At 60.3% G+C, this 20,327-nt stretch carries 20 protein-coding genes; 15 read left to right on the top strand and 5 right to left on the bottom strand.

Annotated elements, in window-relative coordinates; translation table 11 throughout:
* The first annotated feature begins 285 nt into the window (after nt 1-285).
* From leuS to lipA, 13 genes are all read left to right on the top strand, one after another.
* Nucleotides 286-2,868, top strand: a complete 2,583-nt coding sequence (gene leuS / locus ACEQFP_RS08410) for a leucine--tRNA ligase (protein WP_035597444.1) — start codon at nt 286-288, stop codon at nt 2,866-2,868.
* A gap of 14 nt (nt 2,869-2,882) precedes the next feature.
* Nucleotides 2,883-3,551: an LPS assembly lipoprotein LptE gene (gene lptE / locus ACEQFP_RS08405; protein ID WP_035597447.1), complete on the top strand. Its 669-nt coding sequence runs from the start codon at nt 2,883-2,885 to the stop codon at nt 3,549-3,551.
* Nucleotides 3,548-4,582 carry a DNA polymerase III subunit delta gene (gene holA, locus ACEQFP_RS08400; protein ID WP_005289126.1) on the top strand — a complete coding sequence of 345 codons (1,035 nt, stop codon included), beginning with the start codon at nt 3,548-3,550 and terminating at the stop codon, nt 4,580-4,582. The genes lptE and holA overlap by 4 nt, the downstream gene beginning before the upstream one ends.
* Entirely contained in the window at nt 4,572-5,237 is a 666-nt protein-coding gene (gene nadD / locus ACEQFP_RS08395; RefSeq protein WP_005289129.1) for a nicotinate-nucleotide adenylyltransferase, read from the top strand. Before holA ends, nadD begins: the two co-directional genes overlap by 11 nt.
* A gap of 178 nt (nt 5,238-5,415) precedes the next feature.
* Complete coding sequence (gene rsfS / locus ACEQFP_RS08390; protein WP_005289131.1) at nt 5,416-5,733, top strand: ribosome silencing factor; 318 nt, start codon at nt 5,416-5,418, stop codon at nt 5,731-5,733.
* Nucleotides 5,734-5,737: 4 nt separating this feature from the next.
* A complete protein-coding gene (rlmH, locus tag ACEQFP_RS08385) occupies nt 5,738-6,208 on the top strand; it encodes a 23S rRNA (pseudouridine(1915)-N(3))-methyltransferase RlmH (protein WP_005289134.1) in 471 nt (156 codons plus the stop codon).
* Nucleotides 6,209-6,274: 66 nt separating this feature from the next.
* Nucleotides 6,275-8,170: a peptidoglycan DD-transpeptidase MrdA gene (mrdA, locus tag ACEQFP_RS08380; protein WP_005289136.1), complete on the top strand. Its 1,896-nt coding sequence runs from the start codon at nt 6,275-6,277 to the stop codon at nt 8,168-8,170.
* A gap of 18 nt (nt 8,171-8,188) precedes the next feature.
* Entirely contained in the window at nt 8,189-9,301 is a 1,113-nt protein-coding gene (gene mrdB / locus ACEQFP_RS08375; RefSeq protein ID WP_005289139.1) for a peptidoglycan glycosyltransferase MrdB, read from the top strand.
* 8 nt (nt 9,302-9,309) lie between these two features.
* On the top strand, nt 9,310-10,479 hold the full coding sequence (rlpA, locus tag ACEQFP_RS08370) for an endolytic peptidoglycan transglycosylase RlpA (protein ID WP_370547250.1): 1,170 nt from the start codon (nt 9,310-9,312) through the stop codon (nt 10,477-10,479).
* A gap of 152 nt (nt 10,480-10,631) precedes the next feature.
* Complete coding sequence (dacA, locus tag ACEQFP_RS08365; protein ID WP_035597453.1) at nt 10,632-11,843, top strand: D-alanyl-D-alanine carboxypeptidase DacA; 1,212 nt, start codon at nt 10,632-10,634, stop codon at nt 11,841-11,843.
* A gap of 113 nt (nt 11,844-11,956) precedes the next feature.
* Nucleotides 11,957-12,220 (top strand): DUF493 family protein YbeD, encoded by a 264-nt coding sequence (gene ybeD, locus ACEQFP_RS08360; RefSeq protein WP_005289148.1) that lies wholly within the window; start codon nt 11,957-11,959, stop codon nt 12,218-12,220.
* 153 nt (nt 12,221-12,373) lie between these two features.
* Nucleotides 12,374-13,033: a lipoyl(octanoyl) transferase LipB gene (lipB, locus tag ACEQFP_RS08355; RefSeq protein WP_370547249.1), complete on the top strand. Its 660-nt coding sequence runs from the start codon at nt 12,374-12,376 to the stop codon at nt 13,031-13,033.
* On the top strand, nt 13,026-13,991 hold the full coding sequence (gene lipA, locus ACEQFP_RS08350) for a lipoyl synthase (RefSeq protein ID WP_035597455.1): 966 nt from the start codon (nt 13,026-13,028) through the stop codon (nt 13,989-13,991). The genes lipB and lipA overlap by 8 nt, the downstream gene beginning before the upstream one ends.
* 301 nt (nt 13,992-14,292) lie before the next feature.
* On the opposite strand, the gene tatE is transcribed toward lipA, so the two are convergent.
* The 3 genes from tatE to ACEQFP_RS08335 form a co-directional block, all read right to left on the bottom strand.
* Nucleotides 14,293-14,493: a twin-arginine translocase subunit TatE gene (gene tatE, locus ACEQFP_RS08345; RefSeq protein WP_005295271.1), complete on the bottom strand. Its 201-nt coding sequence runs from the start codon at nt 14,491-14,493 to the stop codon at nt 14,293-14,295.
* A gap of 210 nt (nt 14,494-14,703) precedes the next feature.
* The gene (locus ACEQFP_RS08340; RefSeq protein ID WP_005289159.1) at nt 14,704-15,033 is read right to left on the bottom strand and encodes a hypothetical protein; all 330 of its coding nucleotides are present in this window, start codon (nt 15,031-15,033) and stop codon (nt 14,704-14,706) included.
* A gap of 155 nt (nt 15,034-15,188) precedes the next feature.
* Entirely contained in the window at nt 15,189-16,106 is a 918-nt protein-coding gene (locus ACEQFP_RS08335) for an aldo/keto reductase family oxidoreductase (RefSeq protein WP_005295268.1), read from the bottom strand.
* Nucleotides 16,107-16,407: 301 nt separating this feature from the next.
* On the opposite strand from ACEQFP_RS08335, the gene ACEQFP_RS08330 reads away from it, so the two are divergent.
* Complete coding sequence (locus tag ACEQFP_RS08330; protein ID WP_068870481.1) at nt 16,408-17,439, top strand: HoxN/HupN/NixA family nickel/cobalt transporter; 1,032 nt, start codon at nt 16,408-16,410, stop codon at nt 17,437-17,439.
* Between the two features lie 131 nt (nt 17,440-17,570).
* On the top strand, nt 17,571-18,182 hold the full coding sequence (locus tag ACEQFP_RS08325) for a transglycosylase SLT domain-containing protein (RefSeq protein WP_005289172.1): 612 nt from the start codon (nt 17,571-17,573) through the stop codon (nt 18,180-18,182).
* A gap of 100 nt (nt 18,183-18,282) precedes the next feature.
* On the opposite strand, the gene ACEQFP_RS08320 is transcribed toward ACEQFP_RS08325, so the two are convergent.
* Both ACEQFP_RS08320 and caiC read right to left on the bottom strand, forming a co-directional pair.
* On the bottom strand, nt 18,283-18,528 hold the full coding sequence (locus tag ACEQFP_RS08320) for a formamidopyrimidine-DNA glycosylase (RefSeq protein ID WP_080954910.1): 246 nt from the start codon (nt 18,526-18,528) through the stop codon (nt 18,283-18,285).
* Nucleotides 18,529-18,545: 17 nt separating this feature from the next.
* Nucleotides 18,546-20,090: a crotonobetaine/carnitine-CoA ligase gene (gene caiC, locus ACEQFP_RS08315; protein WP_370547248.1), complete on the bottom strand. Its 1,545-nt coding sequence runs from the start codon at nt 20,088-20,090 to the stop codon at nt 18,546-18,548.
* Between the last annotated feature and the right edge of the window lie 237 nt (nt 20,091-20,327).

The raw sequence follows: 20,327 nt of genomic DNA, 5'->3' as shown, positions 1-20,327 counted from the left end.
ACAGCGGTCAGAAAAGCGAACGCGCCGGCCCCTCTGCATCGGCCTGCACGAAAATCCCCAAACTCCAGTCTGTTAGTTATAGTTTAGCCATGATTAATTGTCAGACTATCATCTTCATCGTCACGGAGTAACAAAAGGTGACAAGCTCACCGCCGGGGAAAGAATTCGCCACACAGCCACGCTCGGCGGTTGTTGCCTGCGGCGCTTATCGGCTATTCTATGCCGATCACTATCACACATCAGGCTACAGGTGTAGCTGTTTCACTAACAGGACTTCCAGCTGCCATGCAAGAGCAATATCGTCCAGAGGACATCGAATCCCACGTCCAGCGCCATTGGGATGAACAGAAAACCTTCCAGGTCACCGAGGATGCCAGCAAGGAGAAATACTACTGCCTCTCCATGCTGCCGTACCCGTCCGGCCGTCTGCATATGGGCCACGTCCGTAACTACACCATCGGTGATGTGATCTCCCGCTATCAACGCATGCTGGGCAAGAATGTGCTGCAGCCCATCGGCTGGGACGCCTTCGGTCTGCCGGCGGAAGGCGCCGCGGTCAAGAACAACACCGCACCGGCCCCCTGGACCTATGCCAACATCGATTACATGAAGAACCAGCTGAAGCTGCTGGGATTCGGTTATGACTGGAGCCGCGAAATCGCCACCTGCAAGCCGGACTACTATCGCTGGGAGCAGTGGTTCTTCACCAAGCTGTATGAAAAAGGCCTGGTCTACAAGAAGACCTCGGCGGTCAACTGGTGCCCTAACGACCAGACCGTGCTGGCGAACGAGCAGGTGATCGACGGCTGCTGCTGGCGCTGCGACTCCAAAGTGGAGCGCAAGGAGATCCCGCAGTGGTTCATCAAGATCACCGACTATGCCGATCAGCTGCTCAACGATCTGGATAAGCTGGAGGATTGGCCGGAACAGGTCAAGACCATGCAGCGTAACTGGATCGGCCGTTCCGAAGGGGTCGAGATCACCTTCCGCGTCGCCGATCGCGACGAGACCTTCGCCGTCTATACCACGCGCCCGGACACCTTCATGGGGGTCAGCTATCTGGCGATCGCCGCCGCGCACCCGTTGGCCCAAGCGGCCGCGGCCAACAACCCGGCGTTGGCGCAGTTTATCGACGAATGCAAGAACACCAAGGTCGCCGAAGCCGACATGGCGACCATGGAGAAGAAGGGCATGGCCACCGGCCTGTACGCCGTGCACCCGCTGAGCGGTGAGCGCCTCCCCATCTGGGTCGCCAACTTCGTGCTGATGGACTACGGCACCGGCGCGGTGATGTCCGTCCCGGCCCATGACCAGCGTGACTGGGAGTTCGCCAGCAAGTATGACCTGCCGATGAAGGCGGTGATCCTGACCGCCGATGGCCAGGTCCCGGATATCGCCGCCGCGGCGATGACCGAAAAGGGCGTGCTGTTCAACTCCGGCGAGTTTGACGGGCTGGACTTCGCGGCCGCTTTCGACGCGGTAGCCGCCCGCTTAGCCGCCCTCGGCGTCGGCGAGCGTAAGGTCAACTACCGCCTGCGTGACTGGGGTGTCTCCCGTCAACGCTACTGGGGTGCGCCGATCCCGATGATCACCCTGGAAGATGGCAGCGTGATCCCGACCCCGGAAGATCAACTGCCGGTGATCCTGCCGGAAGACGTGGTGATGGATGGCATCACCAGCCCGATCAAGGCCGATGCCGAATGGGCCAAGACCACCGTCAATGGCCAGCCGGCGCTGCGTGAAACCGATACCTTCGACACCTTTATGGAGTCCTCCTGGTACTACGCCCGTTACACCTGCCCGCAGTTCGACCAAGGCATGCTCGATCCGGAGGCCGCCAACTACTGGCTGCCGGTCGATCAATATGTCGGCGGTATCGAACACGCCATCATGCACCTGATGTACTTCCGCTTCTTCCACAAGCTGATGCGTGATGCCGGCCTGGTGGATTCCGACGAGCCGGCCAAGCGCCTACTGTGTCAGGGGATGGTACTGGCCGACGCCTTCTACTACACCGGCGTCAACGGCGAGCGCAACTGGGTCTCTCCGGTCGATGTCACTGTCGAACGCGATGATAAGGGGCGTATCACCAAGGCCACCGACCGCGACGGGCGCGAGCTGATCTACGCCGGCATGAGCAAGATGTCCAAGTCGAAGAACAACGGCATCGACCCGCAGGTGATGGTCGAGCGCTACGGCGCCGATACCGTGCGTCTGTTCATGATGTTCGCCTCGCCGGCGGAGATGACCCTGGAGTGGCAGGAGTCTGGCGTCGAGGGGGCCAACCGCTTCCTGAAGCGTGTCTGGAAACTGGCCTATGACCACGTACAGAAGGGCCCAACCGCCGCGCTCGACCTGAGTGCGCTGAACGACGATCAGAAAGCCTTGCGCCGCGATCTGCACAAGACCATCGCCAAGGTGAGCGACGACATCGGTCGCCGTCAGACCTTCAACACCGCCATCGCCGCCGTGATGGAGCTGATGAACAAGTTGACGCGCGCCCCGCAGGAGAGCGAACAGGATCGCGCCCTGATGCAGGAGGCCCTGCTGGCGGTGGTACGCATGCTGTATCCGTTCACCCCGCACGTCTGCTTCACCCTGTGGCATGCCCTGGGTGGCGCCGGCGATATCGACGTCGCACCGTGGCCGGTCGCCGATGAGGCGGCGATGGTCGAAGAGAACAAGCTGATCGTGGTCCAGGTCAACGGTAAGGTTCGCGCCAAGATCACCGTTGCCGCCGACGCCAGCGAGGAGCAGGTACGCGCCCTGGCGGCTCAAGAGCCGCTGGTCGCCAAGTACCTCGACGGCGTCACCGTGCGTAAGGTGATCTTTGTAGCGGGCAAACTGCTTAACCTGGTTGTCGGCTAAGCCGAGGAGGACGTGTGCGACATCGTATCACTACGCTGTTGCTAGGATTGGCGGTGTTACTCACCGCCGGATGCGGATTCCACCTGCGCGGCGACGCGCAGGTTCCCTCCGAGTTCCATAAGCTCATCTTAGACAGTAGCGACCCGTATGGTCCCTTTACTCGCGCGGTGCGCGAACAGCTACGCCTGAACGACGTCATCATCGTCGATGCCGCGAGCCAGCCGACGCAAACGCGCGCCAAGACGGAGGGTGACCAGGCCAACGTGCTGCCCTCACTGCGTCTGTTAGGCGTCAGCCGGAGTCAGGACACCGTCTCCATCTTTAAGGATGGGGTGACGGCGGAATACCAGATGGTGATGACCGCCAACGCCCAGGTGCTGGTGCGCGGCCACGACATCTATCCGATCACGGTACGCGTCTATCGCAGCTTCTTCGACAACCCGCTGGCCGCCTTGGCCAAGGATGCCGAACAGGCAATGCTGGTCCAGGAGATGTACCAACAGGCGGCTCGGCAACTGGTTCGTAAGCTGATGAGCGTCCAGGCAGCCGAATTGCAGAGCAATGATCAGCGGATGCGCGTCGATGCCAGCGCCCCAAAGGTCCAGGGCAGCGACGACTTTGATCGGGTCAACACCGGCGTCATCGCCGCGCCGGCCTCTACGGCCGGACAGACGGCGCAATGAACCGGATCTACCCCGAACAGCTCGGCGCGCAGTTGCAGGATGAACTGCGCGCCTGCTACTTCATTCTGGGCAACGAACCCCTACTGATCCAGGAGAGCCTGGATCTGATCCAACAACGGGCGCGCACGCTGGGATTCGACGAGCACTATAGCGTCACCCTCGATCCGCACACCGACTGGGAGGCGCTCTTCAGCCAATCCCAATCGCTGAGCCTGTTCGCCAGCCGCCAGATCCTCACCCTGACCCTGCCGGATAATGGTGTCAATGCGGCGATGGGCGAGCGGCTGACTCAACTGGCCGGGCTGTTACACCCCGATCTGCTACTGCTACTGCGCGGTCCCCGTCCGACACGCGCCCAGGAAAACGCCGCCTGGTACAAACAACTGAGCGCACAGGCTACCCTGATCAGTTGCCAGACACCGGAGCAGGCGCAACTGCCGCGCTGGGTCGCCAACCGCGCCCGCCAGATGCAACTCCAGCTCGACGAGGCGGCACTGCAACTGCTGTGCTACTGCTACGAGGGCAACCTGTTGGCGTTAGCGCAGGCCCTCGGCCGCCTCGCCCTGCTCTACCCCGATGGGCGGCTCACCCTGCCGCGCGTCGAACAGGCGGTCAACGACGCCGCGCACTTCTCCCCCTTCCACTGGGTGGATGCCTGCTTAGCGGCGCGCGCCAAACGCGCCTGGCATATTCTGAGCCAGTTACGCCAGGAGGGCTGCGAGCCGGTGGTGCTGCTGCGCACCGTCCAGCGCGAAGTGCTGCTGCTGTTACAGTTGAAGCGAGCGAGCCAACAGACGCCGCTGCGCACGCTGTTCGACCGGCATAAGGTGTGGCAAAACCGCCGCCCGCTGTTGACCCAGGCGTTACAAAACCTGGCGTTACCCCAGTTGTATCAGGCGGTGGCGCTGCTTAGCCAATGCGAACAGATCATCAAACAGGATTTCGGCCAGTCTGTCTGGCCACAGCTGGAATCCTTGACCCTACTACTGTGCGGCAAGACGCTGCCGGAGAGTATGCTGCATGCCGAGTAAATCCTGCCCGGCGGCGCCAGCCCTGCTGGCGCTGTTTGGAGGCACTTTCGATCCCATTCACTATGGTCACCTCAAACCGGTAACGGCCCTGGCCCAGGAAGTCGGCCTCAGCCACATCACCCTGCTGCCCAACCATGTGCCGCCGCACCGTCCCCAACCGGAAGCCAGCGCCGCCCAACGCCTGGCGATGGCGCAGCTGGCGATCGAAGACGATCCGCTATTCTCCGTCGATGACCGCGAGCTCCGCCGCGACAGCCCCTCCTATACCATCGATACCCTAGAGGGATTGCGCGCCGAACTGGGTGTCAACCAACCGCTGGCTTTCATCATCGGGCAAGACTCGCTGCTCAGCCTGCACCAGTGGCAGCGCTGGCAGGATATCCTGCGCTGTTGTCACCTGCTAGTCTGTGCCCGCCCCGGCTATCCCGATCGTCTGGCGACGCCGGAGCTGCAAGCCTGGCTGGAGCGACACCGCACCCAAGATAGTGACCGTCTGCACCAACACCCTCACGGCTTTATCTACCTGGCCGACACACCGCTCTACTCCGTCTCCGCCACCGATATTCGTCAGCGTCGCCACCTGGGCATCAGCTGTGACGATCTCCTGCCGCGGTCGGTACAACGTTACATCGAGCTACAGGGCCTCTATCGCTAAGCATGCCTCATCGGTCGGTCGCTTTCGCCCGTTCGGTGATTGACAGGGATTTGCAGGCTGCTATTCTCCGCAGCTACGCATGACAGGCACGCCATTCACGCGTGCCTCACGCCGGGAGACCCCGCGTCATCCCGGCTCATGCCGGATACATTTATCACCTTTTGATGAGGGGGAACCTTTGCAAGGTAAAGCACTCCAAGATTTCGTTATTGATAAGATTGATGATCTGAAGGGGCAAGAGATCGTCGCCATCGATGTGTGTGGCAAATCCAGTATCACCGACTGCATGATCATCTGCACCGGCACCTCTAACCGCCACGTGATGTCCATCGCCGACCATGTGGTCCAGGCGTCCCGTGCCGCCGGGCTGATGCCGTTGGGCGTCGAAGGGCAAAACGGGGCCGAATGGGTGGTGGTCGATCTCGGCGATGTCATCGTACACGTGATGCAGGAAGAGAGCCGCCGCCTGTACGAACTGGAAAAGCTGTGGGGTTGATGCGGTGAAACTGCAACTGGTGGCGGTCGGCACCAAGATGCCCGACTGGGTACAAACCGGCTTTCTCGACTATATCAAACGCTTTCCCAAGGATATGCCGTTTGAGCTGACCGAGGTGCCAGCCGGTAAACGCGGTAAAAACGCCGACATTCGCCGCATCCTGGAACGAGAGGGCGAGCTGATGCTGGCGGCGGTGGGGAAAGGTAACCGCATCGTCACCCTGGATATTCCCGGTAAACCGTGGGATACCCCGGCATTGGCCGGGCAGTTGGAACGCTGGAAACAGGATGGCCGCGACGTGAGCCTGCTGATCGGTGGCCCCGAAGGGTTGGCGCCGGCCTGCAAGGCGGCGGCCGAGCAAAGCTGGTCGTTGTCACCGCTGACACTGCCGCACCCGCTGGTGCGCGTGTTGGTCGCCGAGAGCCTCTACCGCGCGTGGAGCATTACGACCAATCATCCTTATCATCGTGAGTAATCGCCTGCCGGCCTACGCCGGCAATGACGTTAATCCCGGCAGTACGCTAGAGCATGACGGAACGGAATGAAACCAGATCGTAACCCCTTTCGTGACTATTCGGCAGAGTCCGCCCTGTTCATCCGGCGCGCGCTGGTCGCCTTCGCTGGCGTCCTGCTGCTGACCGGGGTTCTGATCGCCAACCTCTATCACCTGCAGATCCTGCGCTTCGAAGATTACAAGACGCGCTCTAACGAGAACCGTATCAAGCTGGTGCCCATCGCGCCCAGCCGCGGCATGATCTACGATCGCAACGGGACCCCGCTGGCCTTTAACCGCACCATCTATCAGTTGGAAGTGATCCCGGAGAAGGTCGAGGGGCTGCAAGAACAGATCGCGGCGCTGGGCCCCATCGTCGATCTCAGCGCGGACGATCTCGATAACTTCCAGAAGGAGCGTAAGCGCTCACGGCGCTTCACCTCTATTCCGCTGAAAACCGCCCTCAACGAGGTGCAGGTGGCGCGCTTCGCCGTCAACCAGTTCCGTTTCCCCGGTTTCGAGGTCAAAGGCTATCAGCGCCGCTACTACCCCTATGGCTCCGCCCTGACCCACGTCATCGGCTACGTCTCCAAGATCAACGATAAAGACGTCGAGCGACTGGATAAAGAGGGCAAACTGGCCAACTACGCCGCCACCCATGACATCGGCAAGCTGGGCATCGAGCGCTACTATGAGGATGTGCTGCATGGCAAGACCGGTTACGAAGAAGTCGAGGTCAATAACCGTGGCCGCGTGATCCGCCAACTACACGAACAGCCCCCGCAGGCGGGGAAAGACATCTACCTCACGCTGGATCTCAACCTCCAGCGCTACATCGAGCAGCTGCTGGTTGGCAGCCGCGCCGCGGTCGTGGTCAGCGATCCACGCACCGGCGGCATCCTGGCGCTGGTCTCTACCCCCAGCTATGATCCCAACCTGTTTGTCGATGGCATCTCAAGCAAGGACTACCGCGCCCTGCTCAACGACGCCAATCGGCCGCTGATCAATCGCGCGACCCAAGGGGTCTACCCACCCGCCTCGACGGTGAAGCCATATGTGGCGGTCTCGGCGATGAGCGCCGGGGTGATCTCACGCAACACCACCCTCTTCGATCCCGGTTGGTGGCAGCTACCGGGCTCCGAGAAACGCTTCCGCGACTGGAAGAAGTGGGGACACGGGCGGCTGAACATCACCAAGGCACTGGAGGAGTCGGCGGATACCTTCTTCTATCAGGTGGCCTATGACATGGGGATCGACCGCCTGAGCGAGTGGCTCAGCAAGTTCGGCTATGGCCAGTATACCGGCATTGACCTCTCCGAGGAGCGTTCCGGACTGATGCCGACCCGCGAATGGAAACTTAAACGTTACAAGAAACCCTGGTATCAGGGTGATACCATCCCGGTCGGTATCGGCCAGGGCTATTGGACCGCCACCCCGATCCAGATGGCGAAGGCGCTGAATATCCTGATCAACGACGGCAACGTCAAAGTGCCGCACCTGCTGTTGAGCACTCGCATCGACGGCCAGCTGGTACCATTCCGCCAGCAGGAGAGCCAGCAGATCGGCGACATTCACTCCGGTTTCTGGGAGATCGCGAAGGATGGCATGTTCGGCGTGGCTAACCGCCCCAACGGTACCGGTTACAAATACTTCAACGGCGCGCCCTATAAGATTGCCGCCAAGTCAGGTACCGCCCAGGTATTCGGCTACGAGACCTATAACGCGCACACCATCGCCGAACACCTGCGCGACCATAAGCTGATGACCGCCTTCGCCCCCTACGATAATCCGCAGGTCTCGGTGGCGATCATCCTGGAGAACGGCGGTGCCGGTCCGGCGGTCGGTACCATCATGCGCCAGATCCTGGACCACATCATGCTGGGCGATGACAATACCCAGCTTCCCAATGCTACCCCCGCGCCCCCTGGCGTGGAGGGTGACTGATAGGCATACGGATTCACCATGACAGAGAATCAACAAAAGCGCTCGATCTGGGCCAAGATGCACATCGATCTGCCCTTCCTGCTCTGCATCCTGGCGGTGCTGGTCTATAGCGCCATCGTGATGTGGAGCGCCAGCGGCCAAGACATGGGCATGATGGAGCGCAAGATCGGCCAAATCGTGATGGGGTTGGTGGTCATGCTGGTCATGGCGCAGATCCCGCCACGCGTCTATGAGCACTGGGCGCCCTACCTGTATATCTTCTGCGTCATCCTGTTGATCCTGGTGGATGCCTTCGGCCAGATCAGTAAGGGGGCGCAACGCTGGCTGGATCTTGGCTTCGTGCGCTTCCAGCCGTCGGAAATCGCCAAGATCGCCGTGCCATTGATGGTGGCCCGCTTCATCAACCGCGATGTCTGCCCCCCCTCGCTCAAGCATACCGGCATCGCCTTGATCCTGATCTTCCTGCCGACCCTACTGGTCGCCGCTCAGCCGGACCTGGGCACCTCGATCCTGGTTGCCGCCTCCGGGTTATTTATCCTGTTCCTCGCCGGCATGAGCTGGCGCCTGATCGGCTTGGCGGTGCTCTTGGTTGCCGCCTTCATCCCGGTGCTTTGGTTCTTCCTGATGCACGACTACCAGCGTGACCGCGTGATGATGCTGCTCGATCCAGAGAGCGACCCGCTGGGCGCGGGCTACCACATCATTCAATCCAAGATCGCCATCGGCTCCGGCGGATTGAGCGGCAAAGGCTGGCTGCACGGCACCCAGTCACAACTGGAGTTCCTACCGGAGCGCCACACCGACTTTATCTTCGCCGTATTGGCCGAGGAGCTGGGGCTATTCGGGGTACTGCTGTTGTTGGCGCTGTATCTGCTGATCATCATGCGCGGGCTGTATATCGCCGCCCGAGCGCAGACCACCTTCGGTCGGGTGATGGTTGGTGGTTTAATGTTGATTCTATTCGTTTATGTTTTCGTTAATATCGGGATGGTCAGTGGCATTTTACCCGTGGTTGGCGTACCTTTGCCCCTAGTCAGCTATGGTGGCTCGGCGTTGATCGTCCTGATGGCCGGGTTTGGTATCGTGATGTCGATCCATACCCATCGCAAAATGTTATCCAAAAATCTGTAGAGGTCGCGATGCGAATGGCGCACAAATCCTGGCTCAGCCTGAGCCTGGCCTGCCTGATCCTGGCGGGTTGTACCACCAACGACGACGGCGTGATCCAGGCGCCGCCGCAGCCGGCCTATAGCGGGCCCGTCGTCGAGATCCCCGGCGTCGAACCGCGCTATGAACCCTACATTCCCAGCGCCAACCAGGATTACAGCCGTAACGGCCAGCGTTATACCATCGTCAAGGATCCGAGCAACTTCTCGCAGATCGGCCTGGCGGCCAGCTACGGCGAGGAGAATCGCGGTAATGTCACCGCCAGTGGTGAACAGTTCAATCCCGATGCCATGACGGCGGCGCACCCGACTCTGCCGATCCCCAGCTATGTGCGCGTCACCAACCTGGCCAACGGCCGCCGTTTGGTGGTACGCATCAACGATCGCGGTCCCTATACCCCTGGGCGTATCATCGATCTGTCGACTGCCGCCGCGAATCGTCTGAATCTGACCCAGCATACCAAGGTGCGCATCGACTTTATCGATGTGGCGCCGGACGGCACCCTCTCTGGCCCGGGCACCATCGGTACCCGTGTCGCCAAACAGAGCTATGCCCTGCCGGCTCGCCCGCAGATCGACATGACGGCGTCCCAACCCGCCGCCGCCAGCCTGTCGGCCTCCTCGGCCATGCCTTCGCAAGCTCAAACAGCCTCCCCGGCGCAGGAGCAACCGGCGGTAAGCGCCATCGGTAATCCGACGCCAGCCACTCTCGCCCCCGGTCACGAAAACAGCAGCATGCCGCTCAGCGCCCCGGCCAGCCACAGCGGTGGCTTCCTCGGCGCCCCGCAGCCGCTACCGAGCGGCGTGTTAGAGGAGAGCGCCCCAGCGGCCCCAGCCACACCGGCAGCGGCCAGTACGCCATCGGCGACGAGCGGCGCCAGCGCGGCAGCGCCCGTTGCTCGCCACGCTGCCGCCAACGGCCATTACCTGGTGCAGGTCGGCGCGGTCAGTAGCAGCACGCGTGCCCAACAATGGCAGCAGCAGCTCAGCCAACGCTTCGCGGTGCCGGGCAAGGTCGAGGCCAAAGGTGCGATCTTCCGCGTCCAGTTGGGGCCCTTCGCCACCCACGGCGAGGCCAGCGCGCTGCAACAACGCCTATCCCGCGAAGCCGGTCAGCAATCCTTTATCACCAGCGCGCCTTAATCTGTGCGTGGCTCGCCCCTCGTCGAGCCACGCAATACTTATACACATATTGCTTGTGTAAAAAACCATTGCCACACTATGCGTTAACGTTCCATCTGCTATAGTGTGGCTCGTTTTTCACTCTTTAATTCACGGATGTTGTAGTCCCCATCATGAAACGCAAAGCTGCTTCCTTAACCCTGAAATACGTTGCCGCCGGCAGCCTGCTGGCCGTAGCCCTCACCGGCGCGGCGCGCGCCGACGACGTCAATCTGAAGACCATGATCCCGGGCGTGCCGCAGATCGATGCCGAAGCCTATATTCTGATCGACTACAACTCCGGCAAGGTCCTGGCCGAACATAACGCCGACGAGCGGCGTAACCCGGCCTCACTGACCAAGATGATGACCAGCTACGTCATCGGCCAGGCGATGCGCGCCGGCAAGTTCGGTGAAAATGATGTGGTCACCGTCGGTAAGGATGCCTGGGCGACGGGCAACCCGGTGTTCCAAGGCTCCTCACTGATGTTCCTGAAGCCGGGCGATCAGGTCTCCGTCGGTAATCTGATCCGCGGCATCAACCTGGTCTCCGGTAACGACGCCTGTGTCGCCATGGCCGACTACGTCGCCGGTAGCCAAGACGCCTTCGTCGGGTTGATGAACAACTACGTCAAGGCACTGGGGCTGCAAAACACCCACTTCGAGACGGTGCACGGCCTGGACGCGCCGGGTCAGTTCAGCTCCGCGCGTGACATGGCGCTGATCGGCCAAGCGTTGATCCGCGATGTGCCGCACGAATATGCCATCTATAAAGAAAAAGAGTTTACCTACAACAATATCCGTCAGATGAACCGTAACGGCCTGTTGTGGGATACCAGCATGAATGTGGACGGCATCAAGACCGGCCATACCGCCTCGGCGGGCTACAATCTGGTCGCCTCGGCGACGGAAGGCAACATGCGCCTGATCTCGGCGGTGATGGGTGGACGGACCTTTAAGGGCCGCGAGACCGAAAGCAAGAAGCTGCTCACCTGGGGCTTCCGCTTCTTCGAAACCGTCTCGCCGCTGAAGGCTGGACGTGAATTCGCCTCCGAGCCGGTCTGGTTCGGCGATACCGATCGCGCCCAGTTGGGGGTGGATAAAGACGTCTACCTGACCATCCCGCGTGGCCGGATGAAAGATCTCAAGGCCAGTTATGTGCTGAACAGCAATGAACTGGACGCCCCGCTGGCTAAAGATCAGGTGGTCGGCACCATCAACTTCCAGCTGGATGGCAAGACCATCGAACAGCGCCCCCTGGTGGTGCTGAACGAGGTGCAAGAGGGCGGTTTCTTCAGCCGCATGATCGATCATATCAAGCTGCTGTTCCATCGCTGGTTTGGTTGATTTTTGTGCGCCAGGCTTGAAAATGGCGCCCACATCCCCACATACTGTATAAGTCAGACTCCCGCTACGGCGGGAGTTATCATTGGTAGAAAGTGCAATACGCTGGAGCTTAGATGAAAACCAAACTGAATGAACTGCTCGAATTCCCGTGCGAGTTTACCTATAAAGTCATGGGGCTGGCACAGCCTGAGCTGGTCGATCAGGTTGTTGAAGTGGTACAGCGCCATGCACCGGGCGACTACACCCCGCAGGTGAAGCCGAGCAGCAAGGGCAACTACCACTCGGTCTCCATTACCATCAATGCGACCCACGTCGAACAGGTCGAGACGCTGTACGAAGAGCTGGGTAATATCGAAATCGTCCGCATGGTTCTGTAATTACAGTTATTTAACCAAAATACAGCATTTGTCGCGGCCCGGTACGGCATCATCGCCTTACCGGGCCGTGCTTTTTTCCCCTATGGCACTGGTGAGTCAGGGCGACACTCGGTATAATGGCCTTACCAATTTTTTAACCTGAAGATGACGCCATTGCAACAAGAGACTCTCATACTGCGTCAACTGGGGTTGCAGCCCTATGCGCCGGTATCCCAGGCGATGCATACCTTCACCGATCGCCGTAGCACCGAGACCCCGGATGAGCTGTGGTTGGTCGAGCATCCTGCCGTGTTTACCCAAGGGCAGGCCGGTAAGGCCGAACACCTGCTCAATCCCGGCGATATCCCGGTGATCCAAAGCGATCGCGGCGGCCAGGTCACCTACCATGGGCCCGGCCAGCTGGTGATGTATGTCCTGCTCGATCTACGCCGTCATCATTGCGGCGTGCGTGAACTGGTCACGGCACTGGAGGAGAGCGTGGTGCGTACCCTGGACGAGTTAGCGATTCACGCCTACCCACGTCCCGATGCGCCCGGCGTCTATGTCGATGGTAAGAAGATCTGCTCCCTCGGCCTGCGCATTCGTAAGGGGTGTTCCTTTCATGGCTTAGCGCTGAACATCGCCATGGATCTCGCGCCCTTCCAACGTATCAACCCCTGTGGTTATGCTGGCTTGCAGATGACCCAGGTCAGTGACCTGAAGGCCGGCGCCACCCTGGCGCAGATCCAACCCCGCCTGGTACACCATTTTACCCAACTGCTCGGCTATCATCGGCTCGAGCACAGCCAGTGGAATCCGCAAGATTATGAGTAAACCAATTCAGATGGAACGCGGCATCAAATACCGCGACGCCGACAAGATGGCGCTGATCCCGGTGAAATCCGTCGCCGTTGAGCGCGAGCAACTCCTGCGTAAACCGGAATGGATGAAGATCAAGTTACCGGCCGATTCCAGCCGTATCCAGGGCATTAAGGCGGCGATGCGTAAGAATGGCCTGCACTCGGTGTGTGAGGAGGCCTCTTGCCCCAACCTGGCCGAGTGTTTTAACCACGGTACCGCCACCTTCATGATCCTCGGCGCCATCTGCACTCGCCGTTGCCCATTCTGCGACGTGGCGCATGGCCGCCCGCTGGCACCGGATGCGAACGAGCCGGAGAAACTGGCCCAGACCATCGCCGACATGGGGCTACGCTACGTGGTGATCACCTCCGTCGACCGCGACGATCTGCGTGACGGCGGTGCGCAGCACTTCGCCGATTGCATCCGTGCGATCCGCGCCAAGAGCCCGCAGATCCGCATCGAAACCTTGGTGCCGGACTTCCGTGGCCGAATGGATCGCGCCCTGGAGATCCTCAGCGATAATCCACCGGACGTGTTTAACCACAACCTGGAAAATATTCCACGCCTCTATCGTCAGGTACGTCCCGGCGCCAACTACGAGTGGTCGCTGCGTCTGCTGCAACAGTTTAAGCAGCAGCATCCCGACATCCCGACCAAGTCCGGCCTGATGGTGGGCCTGGGTGAAACCAACCAGGAGATCATCGCGGTGATGCGCGATCTGCGCGCGCACGGGGTGACCATGTTAACCCTGGGGCAATACCTGCAACCCAGCCGCCATCACCTGCCGGTGCAGCGTTACGTCAGTCCAGATGAGTTCGCCGAGATGAAAGAGGCCGCGTTGGCGATGGGCTTCACCCACGCCGCCTGTGGTCCCTTCGTACGCTCCTCCTACCACGCCGATCTTCAGGCGCAGGGCATCGAGGTTAAGTAAGCGTATCCGGCCCGCTGGCGGCGGCAAGGCACAAAAAACGCCCCAGGCGGATCGCTCTGCCTGGGGCGTCGTGTCGCCAGCGCTGGCGCGCAGGGTGTCTCCGCCCTTACCTCGCCGCGCTCAAATACGCCATGATTGAGACGGTACGCAAGCCACCCGCTCAACGACTGCATCAATAATGACAAAGGGCTGACGCCGTCAGCCCTTTGTCTTGTCTAGGTTATCGTCTAGACAAAACTGGTTACAACTTTGGGATGTTCCTTCTTCCCCGCGCCCGTCGCTCCGACGCCGGCCCTGCGGATTACTCTTTGTGCTCGACCCGCGGCGTCGCCTCGTCGTTATTGTTTTTCTTGGCCGCCGGCGTCTCGTCGTTCATCGCCTTCTTAAATCCCTTCAGTGCCGCGCCAAGATCGGAGCCTAGCGTGCGCAGCTTGTTGGTCCCAAACAGTAAAACGATCAGCACGGCAATAACCAGAAGCTTGGTAATACTAATACCTTCCATAAATACCTTCTTATGTTGTATACAGCACCGCTCAGGCGGCTGAAGAAACATCACCACAGTAAACCTGAGTTATTAACCGTAAAAATGGCTAACGGCGCAAAGCCAAGATGTAACAGAGTTAAACGGCCTAGGTCGCTAAGAATACGCCACGCCAGAGTGGCGCGACGCGAAGGACACCGAGCGCGGATGCGCCTCGGTGGGTAGAGAGGATCAAGAGTGGTTGCTATCCTGGTAATGCAGGCTCGCCAGATAGGCGTTAAAGGCCGCCGCATCCTGTGCCAGCGCCTCAATATGGCAGCCGACGATTTTAAACTGACGCAGCAAGCTATTATTCTCCGGCAACGAACCGAGGTCGACTAACTTACGGGTAAGCAGTTCATTCTGTTGCAACAACGCCGCCTCGCGCTGACGTGCCTGCGCCAACTGCATGCGCATGCCCTCACACTCCTGTTGCCAAACCTGGCGCTGCTGCTCAAAACTCACCTTCAGATCATCCAGCGCCGCCAATGAATTCCGCAGTTGTACTTCCAAGTCAGACATGACACCTTCCCCCGGACGGCGCGCACCGTCACCTCACCACGCCAATACGCTTCTCGCCTACGTCCGCCATCATAGTGAGCTTGGTGAATAAATGCGACCCTTTGCCGGAAGATCCTGCGGGAATTCAGCGAAAATCCGAATTCTCTCGCGATGTATTAGGGGAGCGGATGGCCCGCCGCCCGATAAATCTGATACCAGCTTTCCCGGCTTAAGTTCAGCGCGCATGCCTGACTGATCTGCGCCAGACGCGTCGGATTCATGCTCCCGGCGATGACCTGCATCTGCGCCGGGTGGCGTAGGATCCACGCCGTCGCCAACGTCGTCTTACTAACATTGAGTTCGGCGGCGAGGGTCGCCAGGGTCTGGTTGAGATCGGCAAAGTCGGGATGGTCGAGGAATACCCCGCTGAACATACCGAACTGGAACGGTGACCAAACCTGGAGGGTGATGTCGTGTAGGCGGCAGTAGTGCAGCACATCGCCACTACGATCGATGGCCGCCTCGCTCTCGACATTCACATTGATGCCGCTGCGCACCATGCCAGCGTGCGCGATGCCGAACTGCATCTGATTAACCCGTAGTGGCTGCGGCAGAAACTTCTGCAATAACGCGATCTGTAGCGGCCCATAGTTGGAGACGCCAAAGGCGCGCACCTTCCCCTGTTCCACCAGCCGGGAAAACGCCTCGGCCACCTCTTGCGGCTCGATCAGGGTGTCGGGACGATGCAACAACAGCATATCCAGATAGCCACACTGCAAACGCTGGAGGATACCATCGACCGACGCCAGGATATGGCGATAGGAGGAGTCATAAAATCCGCTACGGATGCCGCATTTGGATTGGATAAACATCGCCTCACGGCGCGCGCCTTGTGGGCGGGCGGCTTGGGCAAAGCGACGTTCACACTCCCCCGCCCCATAAATATCCGCATGGTCGAAGGCAGTAATCCCCAGCGCCAACGCATGATCGATCAGGTTAGCGGCCTGGCCGTCATCCAACTCCGCCAAACGCATGCAACCCAATGCAATGGCGGATACCTGAGGGCCGGCGGCACCCAATGTCAGTTGTTTCATCATTCACTCCTGTCTCTGCGGGGCGACGCCCGATGGCTGGGGAACGCGATGCAACGCGTAATAAGTGACCACTATGCCACAGTGACGGAAAGTCTGCCGATGGGGAGGTAACATTTATCGCGCAATCTGTAACAGATATATACGTTTACCTTTATGACAATTTACAAAAAAGATCATACATTTTTATCCCGTCGTCACGCGGCAGAGTGCGGCGTGGCGATCTGGGCAGACGTCAGCATGATGCTGGCGTGTCATCATCGGCCGAACAACCTGCCGGCCGCCACGGGAGGATCACCCCATCATGTACGGGATCTCAGATAAACAACGCGGGCTGGCACTGCTGGCACTCCTCATCACCCTCAATCTCGCCGCCTGGTTATGGGCCTTCATCGCCTTTCGCCAACACGCAGTAATGATGAGTGCGGCGCTACTGGCCTATGGCTTCGGCCTCCGCCACGCGGTCGATGCCGACCACATCGCCGCCATCGATGCGGTGACGCGCAAGCTGATGCAGCAGGGAAAGCGCCCGTTGGGCGTCGGTGCCTTCTTCTCACTCGGCCACTCCACCATCGTGGTGCTCGCCTGTCTGGCCATCGTACTCACCTCGCTCGCCTTCCGTGACCGTATCGACAGCCTACACCAGTACGGTGGGTTGATCGGTACCGCCGTCTCGGCCCTATTCCTGTTGGCGATGGCGCTGCTGAATCTGCAAATCCTCTTCGGCGTCTGGCGCCAATTCCGCCGCCTCACTCGCGCCAATGGGCAAGGCGGCGAGTTCGTGGCTGACCAGGCGCTGCCCGGCGGAGTGATGACGCGCCTGTTTCAACGCACCTTTCGCCTGGTAACCCAGAGTTGGCAGATGTACCTGGTCGGTTTTCTCTTCGGGCTGGGCTTCGATACCGCCACCGAAGTCGGCCTACTGGGGATTTCCTCCTCCGCCGCCACGCACGGCCTCTCACTCTGGTCGCTGATGGTCTTTCCGGCGCTGTTCACCGCGGGCATGGCGCTGATTGACTCACTGGATAACTTCGTCATGGTCGGCGCCTATGGCTGGGCCTTCTCCCACCCCATCCGTAAGCTGTACTACAACATGACCATCACCGCCGCCTCGGTAGGCGTAGCGCTGGTGATCGGCGGCTTGGAGGCGCTGGGGCTGCTCGCCGACAGCCTGCAACTTCAGGGGGGATTCTGGCAGTGGATCGGCCGACTCAACGATCAGATGGGGAACGTCGGTTTCTGGGTCATCGGCGGCTTCGTTCTGTTTTGGCTACTGTCGCTACTCAACTACCGCTGGCGCGGCTACGACCGCATCGCAACCGCGAGCGTCGAGTAAAGTTACAATTACTGTCGTGATCTGCCTCGCTATTAACGCTATGATCCTGCGCCGAACCGCCGCGCCTTAGCGCCGGCGGCCGGACACAGGGAGAAGCGGTCGCCCCGGCGACCCGTGCGAGACACAGCCTCATGACACACACCACGCAACGTATCTATGTTATCGGCATCGGCCTGCTGCTGTTAATGGTAGCGGGCTGCTCCAGCCGTCATCACCGCCCGGCGGCCAGCTACAACCCAAACGCCTATGATGGCTTGATCCAGACGGCGGCGACGCAATACCACCTCGATCCCAAGCTAATCAAGGCAATCATTCAGGTGGAGTCCTCCTATAATCCCAACGCCGTCAGCCCCTCCAACGCCATCGGATTGATGCAACTGAAGGCCGACGGGGCCGGTTGCGATGCCTACCGCTACCAGGGTAAGCGCGGCTGTCCCGACAGTGATGACCTGTTCGATCCCGCCACCAATATTCGGCTCGGCGCCGCCTATCTCGGGGCCCTGCAAAATCAACAGCTGTACTGGATCAACGATCCCCTCACTCGCCGCTACGCCACCGAGGTCGCCTATGCCAACGGTGCCGGCGCATTGCTGCGGACCTTCTCCGCGAACCGCCAAACGGCCATCGCCATGATTAACCGCCTCAGCCCGGCCGCCTTTCACTGGCACGTACGCCAGCATCATCCGGCCGCCCAGGCGCCGCGTTACATGCAGAAGGTGGAAACGGCTTACCGCAATCTCTAATCCCCGGCGCTGACGCGCAAAAGGCGCGTCGCTGCCCGACGAGATAACGCCTCATCCCATGCATGACGACTCAATGGCGTCTTTGCCGCCCCCCACGCGCCTACTCCGCCCCGTCGGGCTCGACGCGGCACAGCGGCACGTTTTCGCGGCAATAGGGGCACCAGGTATGACAGCGGCTTAACACGCTATGCAGCCGGACGCGGATGCGGCGCCCACAACGGGCGCAGGCGGTGTAACGCAATGCCAGCAGCCCGTGCACCGCACTTTCAGCCTCATCGGCCTCGCGACTCCCGCGCCGCTCACCGCTGGCGCCAGATCGGGGGATAACCTCCGCTGTACCCTGCATAGCTCGCTCGACGACGGTTAGCCGCGACACAGACGCAGACGCTTCTTATCCACCTTACCGGAGCAGGTGCGCGGAAACTCGCTGACAAACTCCAATAGGGTCGGCACCTTGAAGGCGGCCAGATGGGCCGCGCAGTGCTCGATCAGCGTCTGCGCCGCCACCTCGGTGCCCGGCGTGAGCTGGACGATGGCCTTCACCGCCTGATCGCGTAGCGCATCCTCGACGCCGATCACCGCCGCCTCGCACACCGCCGGATGACGCTCCAGTACCCGCTCTACCTCGCTGGAGGCGACATTCTCGCCCGAGCGCTTGATCAGATTCACCGCCCGATCGACGAAGTAGAACCAGCCCTCCTCATCGTAGTAACCGGTATCCCCGGTGTGCAACCACCCATCCTCGCGCAACAGACGGGCAGTCGCCTGCGGATCATCATAATAGCCCTTGAACAGGGTGCGGCCAGGGATGCCGCGCAGGCAGATCTCGCCGATCTGATTCGGCGGCAACGGCTCTCCCCGCGCATCGACGATACGCGCCTGATACCCCATGCCCGGCCGCCCGATCGATGGGTAGCGCCGCTCACGGCCCGGTGTATCGCCGATGGCCCCGACCACCGTCTCGGTCATGCCGTACGAGTTAAATAATTGCACCCCGAAACGCCGCTCAAAGTCGCGCTTCTCCGTCAAGCTGATGTTGAGGTAGAAGAACAGATCGCGCAGGCAGTGGTGACGCTCCCAGGCGCGTACCGGCTGCAACATTAAGGTCCGAACGATCAACGGAATGGCGTGACTGACGGTGGCGCGATGCAGGCAGATCTGCCGCCAGAAGCGACGGGCGCTGTACTTCTCCAACAGGATTAAGGTGCCGCCGGTCATCAGCATCGGCATCGCCGCGCTGCATTGAAAATCGATGTGGAAATTGGGCATGCAACTCAGATAACGATCGCGCGCCGTCATCTGCCCCTGCCAGGCGGTGTAGTGGCCGCCGAACAGTAGGTTGGCGTGGGTCAGTTCGACCCCCTTCGGCGCCGAGGTGGTTCCCGAGGTAAACAGGATCTCGGCCACATCATCGCCGCCGATCGTCACCGTGTGACGCAACGTGTCCGGCTGGGCATTGCGCGCGGCGTTAAACGACTCCGCCGTGTTCTGCGCGGCCCCCCAACTCAATATATGGCGCAGCATAGGGCGAAAACGACGATACAGCGGTAAAAACTCCGCCTGGCAGACCAGCAGGGAGACGCCACAACGTCGCACCAGATACTCGCACTCCTCGGCGGTATAACCGGTATTGATCGGCACGGCGATGGCCCCGATGTAGGCCAGCCCGAACCAACAGAACAGAAACTCCGGGCAGTTGCGCATCTGCAGCCCCACCCGATCGCCCTTCTCGACGCCCCGCGCCAAGAATAGGTTGGCCGTCTTGACAATCTCCACCTGCATCTGGCGGTAACTGTACTCTTGCGTCGCCCCGTCGCGATCCTCATACACCAAGGCGCATGCCTCTCCCTGTTCGCGCGCGCGCGCCTGCCACACATCCCGCAGGGTGGCGTTCCCGATCATATCCATAGTCCCTCTCGCTACCGTCATCGCCGACAGGCTATCCCCTGCAATCCACGCACCAGATCCTGCTAGCGAATATAATGCCATATGGTTTATTTATTTCTGACATTAATGATTTTTCCTACCGATAAAATTATAAACTTTGGCGTTAATCACACTCGCAAAATAAATAGCCGAGCGATGGTCAGTGGCGCGCGAATAAATACAACAGATGCTCAAAATAATTAAACAAACCAGAAACCA

The organism is Edwardsiella sp. A.80236 (genome assembly GCF_044540725.1).
Taxonomy (GTDB): Bacteria; Pseudomonadota; Gammaproteobacteria; order Enterobacterales; family Enterobacteriaceae; genus Edwardsiella; species Edwardsiella tarda.
Note: the sequence above shows the minus strand (reverse complement) of the source record. Positions and strands in the feature narration are given on the sequence as shown.

Bases quoted from the DNA above. Each gene is read 5' to 3' on its own strand.
- leuS (WP_035597444.1), top strand. From the start codon at position 286: ATGCAAGAGCAATATCGTCCAGAGGACATCGAATCCCACGTCCAGCGC.
- holA (WP_005289126.1), top strand. From the start codon at position 3,548: ATGAACCGGATCTACCCCGAACAGCTCGGCGCGCAGTTGCAGGATGAA.
- nadD (WP_005289129.1), top strand. From the start codon at position 4,572: ATGCCGAGTAAATCCTGCCCGGCGGCGCCAGCCCTGCTGGCGCTGTTT.
- mrdA (WP_005289136.1), top strand. From the start codon at position 6,275: ATGAAACCAGATCGTAACCCCTTTCGTGACTATTCGGCAGAGTCCGCC.
- mrdB (WP_005289139.1), top strand. From the start codon at position 8,189: ATGACAGAGAATCAACAAAAGCGCTCGATCTGGGCCAAGATGCACATC.
- rlpA (WP_370547250.1), top strand. From the start codon at position 9,310: ATGCGAATGGCGCACAAATCCTGGCTCAGCCTGAGCCTGGCCTGCCTG.
- dacA (WP_035597453.1), top strand. From the start codon at position 10,632: ATGAAACGCAAAGCTGCTTCCTTAACCCTGAAATACGTTGCCGCCGGC.
- ybeD (WP_005289148.1), top strand. From the start codon at position 11,957: ATGAAAACCAAACTGAATGAACTGCTCGAATTCCCGTGCGAGTTTACC.
- lipA (WP_035597455.1), top strand. From the start codon at position 13,026: ATGAGTAAACCAATTCAGATGGAACGCGGCATCAAATACCGCGACGCC.
- tatE (WP_005295271.1), bottom strand. From the start codon at position 14,493: ATGGAAGGTATTAGTATTACCAAGCTTCTGGTTATTGCCGTGCTGATC.
- ACEQFP_RS08340 (WP_005289159.1), bottom strand. From the start codon at position 15,033: ATGTCTGACTTGGAAGTACAACTGCGGAATTCATTGGCGGCGCTGGAT.
- ACEQFP_RS08335 (WP_005295268.1), bottom strand. From the start codon at position 16,106: ATGAAACAACTGACATTGGGTGCCGCCGGCCCTCAGGTATCCGCCATT.
- ACEQFP_RS08330 (WP_068870481.1), top strand. From the start codon at position 16,408: ATGTACGGGATCTCAGATAAACAACGCGGGCTGGCACTGCTGGCACTC.
- ACEQFP_RS08325 (WP_005289172.1), top strand. From the start codon at position 17,571: ATGACACACACCACGCAACGTATCTATGTTATCGGCATCGGCCTGCTG.
- ACEQFP_RS08320 (WP_080954910.1), bottom strand. From the start codon at position 18,528: ATGCAGGGTACAGCGGAGGTTATCCCCCGATCTGGCGCCAGCGGTGAG.
- caiC (WP_370547248.1), bottom strand. From the start codon at position 20,090: ATGGATATGATCGGGAACGCCACCCTGCGGGATGTGTGGCAGGCGCGC.